Source organism: Variovorax sp. P4_D9, from assembly GCF_056401695.1.
Genome location: NZ_JBFUIU010000952.1, coordinates 1 through 3,140 on the forward strand (window position 1 = coordinate 1; position 3,140 = coordinate 3,140).

1 protein-coding gene is annotated in these 3,140 nt (G+C 59.4%); it reads left to right on the forward strand.

Annotated features, from left to right (window positions below):
- Nucleotides 1–61: 61 nt before the first annotated feature.
- Nucleotides 62–3,140 (forward strand): rhamnan synthesis F family protein (locus AC1DY5_RS48925; protein ID WP_478121551.1); only part of this gene is annotated, 3,079 nt, incomplete at its 3' end.

The window sequence follows — 3,140 nt, forward strand, 5'->3', positions numbered from 1 at the left end:
GGACTTGCATTGCAGTTACTGGCGGGGATTTGAGGGTGGCATCTACGCTCCGCAGTCCGCCATGGCGTTCTTCCGGCGACTGGCCGACGTCATCAACTTCGAACACTGGGGCGTGGCGGGGCGCCGTGCCGATGTACTGCGCGGCTTTTCGCGATGGCGCGGGACGATCTTGAACGAACTTTCGCTCGACGAACTCTACTCGGTGGAGTTCAGGAACTCGATTTGCTGCGTGCGAAGAAGAACCGCAGCAGAGGTAGCCCTTGGGCGCCGCGTCGTGGTGGGCGAGTCGCAGCAGGTCTCTGCGAATGAACTCCCCCTCAACGGCCTTTTCGGCCATGAAATCGGGATCCCGCACGAATCTGGCAATCCATGGAGCGACCTACAGTCCCCCCCTGAAGTCGAACTCCCTCGACTGCAGACCAAGCTCTCAGAGGCGCAATCAGAGGTCGACAACCTTGAGGCGCGGCATGCGCAAGAGCTTGCCTTGATCGCGGAGCTTCGATCAGAAGTGGCCGGCCTCGAGGCCAGTCATGAGCGCGAGCTTGCCTTGATCGCGGAGCTTCGATCAGAAGTGGCCGGCCTCGAGGCCAGTCATGAGCGCGAGCTTGCCTTGATCGCGGAGCTTCGATCAGAAGTGGCCGGCCTCGAAGCCAGTCATGCGCGCGAGCTTGTTCGTATCTCCGAAAACAGCGCGCGGGAAGCGGCGCTGCATGCGCATGAAAGGCAGCAGAGCGAGTTGACCGCATGCATGCGACAGCAGGAGATCGCCGTTCTACAGACGAACTATCTGCGCGTATCCCAAGCGCTCAAGGGCGAGCAACGGCAGCGCGCCGAGATGCTGGCCTCCCGCTCCTGGCGCATGATTGCCGGAATGCGCCACGCCGTAGCAGGATTCCCCAGGTTAAGTCACTGGGCCTTTCGTTCGGCCGAGGCCGCCAAGCTCCTAGCGACTCTTCAGTTCAAGCGCCTCTACAAGACCACACAGCTTCGACACCGCACCCGCGATGACAGGGCGGCACTGGCCGGCTCCAGCTTGTTCCACGTCGAGTTCTACCTTCACAAGTATCCAGACGTTGCATCCTTCATCGGTGGGCCGCTGCAACATTACATCCTCATGGGAGCCAAAGAGGGGCGAGACCCTCATCCGCTATTCGACAGCCAATGGTATTTGTCACGCAACCCGTCCGCGCGATCGGCGGAAAGCAATCCACTTATCCATTACTTGAAGAACAGGCATCTCAGCCCCAATCCGTACTTCGACGGACAGTGGTATCTGGAAACCTATCCGGACGTCAACGACTCAGGCGTCAATCCGCTAGAGCACTACTACAAGTTCGGCGCCGCGGAAGGTCGAGACCCGGGGCCGAATTTTGCGACACGCTGGTATCTTGAGCAAAATCCCGATCTGTTGCTTGCAGGGGTCAATCCACTGGAGCATTTCCTTCGATATGGCCAGGCGGAAGGTCGCCAACCGTCCTGGGCGGCCCCGCTCGAACGCCCAGGCAAGCCGGTAACCCACGCCGAGATTCATTGCCTGAAAGTGCCCGGCACAACAGTGGAAACGGGCCTATTCGTCGCTCATTCGCCGGACGGCAAGCTGAAGCCGCACGTCGAGCATTACCTCAAGTGTCTTAAAGCAAGCGGGATTTCCATCATTCTCCTCGTCGCGGCGGACGCTCCCTTCACGGCGAATTCTGAATTGCTTTCGCTTGTATCGGGACTCTTCGTTCGCAGGAATGAGGGCTACGATTTCGCTGCTTGGGCACATATCCTCCGACTGCGCCCGGACCTCCTCGATTCCGAAATCCTGTACCTCCTCAACGACAGCCTGATTGGCCCTTTTGACCAAGGAGATTTCGATCGAATGCTCGGCAGGCTGCGCAGCAGTTCCGCGGATCTTATTGGATTGACCGCCAATCACGAGCGGACTGGGTGGCATCTGCAAAGCTATTTCTTAGCACTGAAAAAGACGGCCCTAGCCTCGGTGGCGCTGCAGCGATTTTTCAACCAAGTCACGACCTTGGACGACAAGAATGACGTGATCAACCAGTATGAGCTGCGGTTTGCTCCAACGCTGCGCGCGGCTGGGCTCGATTGCATCGCGCTGTTTCTTTCGGAGGGGCCCAGTAACCCCACGATCTACGATTGGCGTGGTCTGATCGAACGAGGATTTCCCTTCGTCAAGGTCATGGTGCTGCGCGACCGTTTCGAAAATGTCAATATCACAGATTGGCCGGACGTCTTGCGCGCCCGTGGTTTCGACCCCGAATTAGCCACCAGCACAGTGAACGAGGCGCGACGGCTTGCACCGGCAATCCGTAGCGACCTTCCGCTATCCGATGCGCCAACGATGCATTTCGATCCGCCGCCAGTCCTACCGCGAGTGTCTCTGATCGCACCATGGAACTTCGACAACGGCCTGGGGGTGGCCAGCCGATCGTACATTTCCGCATTGCGCAAGACCGGCGTGCTGCTTAATCTTCATCCGATCAAGCGGCCTTTTCATGTCCATCGGCAGCTCGCGCCGCCCTTCGATATTTGCGACTTCAGCGGCGACACAGACGTCGTATTGATCCAGTTGAATCCCGACGGCTGGGGCTCGATGTTTACGGAGTCGCAATCAGAGATCATACGAAGGGCACGCGTACGCATAGGCCTATGGGTCTGGGAAACGCCGACAGTACCCGAGACATGGCTTTCGATCATGAACAAGGTCGACGCGATCTGGGCGCCGAGCCAATACTGCGCCGACGCCTTCTCCGCCGCAGTGCACGTACCAGTACATGTCGTTCCATACGTGGTCGCGACGCGCTCGGCCCCCGCCTCCGACACCGCCGTTCGCACAGCGAGAGAAGCGATCGGCAATCGCAGCACCGAGCGGATCATCCTCTACGCCTTCGACGGCAGCAGCTATCTAGTACGCAAGAATCCGTTCGCGCTGGTTCGAGMTTTCGGGCGGAGTCGCCTGCACGACCAAGGATGGACGCTCGTGCTGAAGACCAAGCATGTCTTCGACTCGCAGGCGCAAGGGAAGGCGCTGGCTGAGCTCGTAGCCGCGACGTCCGGCGTTGTGATGCTCAACCGTTCTCTCGACAAGGATGCCATGGGGGCGTTGATGGCCGCCTCGAGCATCTATGCCT